This is a genomic window from Mesorhizobium sp. M1A.F.Ca.IN.020.06.1.1 (genome assembly GCF_004023265.1).
GTDB lineage: Bacteria > Pseudomonadota > Alphaproteobacteria > Rhizobiales > Rhizobiaceae > Mesorhizobium.
Genome location: NZ_RZSR01001309.1, coordinates 1 through 1,274 on the forward strand (window position 1 = coordinate 1; position 1,274 = coordinate 1,274).

The 1,274-nt window shown below is 58.4% G+C and carries 1 protein-coding gene and 1 pseudogene; both read left to right on the top strand.

Going from position 1 to position 1,274, the window contains the following annotated elements:
• Positions 1-733 (top strand): annotated as a pseudogene (locus tag EOA60_RS33535) (hypothetical protein); the annotation flags it as partial.
• A 119-nt stretch (positions 734-852) separates the two neighbouring features.
• On the top strand, positions 853-1,274 hold a 422-nt coding region (locus tag EOA60_RS33540; RefSeq protein ID WP_164899788.1), incomplete at its 3' end, for a hypothetical protein.

Here is a 1,274-nt window from a genome sequence, read left to right on the forward strand (position 1 = left end):
GTCAAGGACCGCGCACAGAATTCACGATGCTCTTGAGGCGGAGTACGGCCAGGAATTTCTCCAGTTGAGCAACCCGCAGCGCGCCGCCTTGATCAAGGCGTTGCTGGTGCATTCCGCGCGCTGGCCCGGCCCCACTGCGACGCTAGTCAGGGATCTCCTCGGTCCTTTCGGACGAGGGCAAGCGCCGCGTCAGAAGGACAATATTCGCCGGTTCATCGGCTACGGAGCTTTCGATGCCGACGATGCTGTGGCGTGCGCAGCCGATCGGGCCACGTTCTGGGCCGTCGGATCATTGGCCAATGAGCGGAGCGTGGACGTATCGGTGCCGATCCCGGTAGCGATCGGTGGGAGAACGCACCCACACTACATATCCGCCACTCTTGCTTGGCTTACGCCCGTGCAACCCGGCCGGAAAGCCTATCGCGCGGTGCGCATGAAACTTGTGGATCCGGTCGACATCGAAAACCTTGGCGTTACCGCGCACGGAAATCAACCCGACGGAAACCAAACCAATCGCGGCACGGTGTACACCCGCTGCTGGAGCGGTGATCGCGCCGCCGTCGTGACAGGCAATATGGTGGTTCCATTGAAGATCCAACGCGAACCGGACGCCGGTGCAACTGTCGACGAAATGGTGCCCTTTGGACTCGCTGTGACGGTTTCCATGCCCGGGCAGATTGCGCTCTACGACGAGGTTCGAGCGCGCGTACGACCGACCCCGGTGAGGCCGTAGACCGAGAGGCTTTCACCTGTCGAGACTTAAGCTTTAGATAGACGTGGTATCCACTGTAAGAGTTTTTCTCTGAAGAGAGCTGAATACACCAAGCTCCGCTTTCCGGACGGCCCAAAAACATGACCCTGAACACGATGCAAATCTGGCGCTGGTTTACGCCCGCAGCGCTCATAATCGTCTACGGTGCAGTGATTTGGTTCATTCTTATGGGCACTTTTCCTGGTTTGCCAGACTTCTCAAAGGTGCCGTACCTAATCGGCGTCGTTGTGCCTGCAGCGCTCTATTACATCACTCCCCTGCGCACGTGGGTGAATAAAGGATCCCACGAGCGTGTCACTGAAAATCTACGCGCCGGCATGGTGAAAATCGCCGGCTATGAGGACAAGCCGGACAAATACACTTGGCCCGGTCTGCGATCATTGTTCTTCAAGCTCGTGGATGACGACAAGAGCCTTTCGACGAAGGCGTCCATCGCCTACTTCAACGGCCTGTTGTGGACAGGGTTCGCCGACTCGATGGTCATCAGCGCGGGGTATGGGCT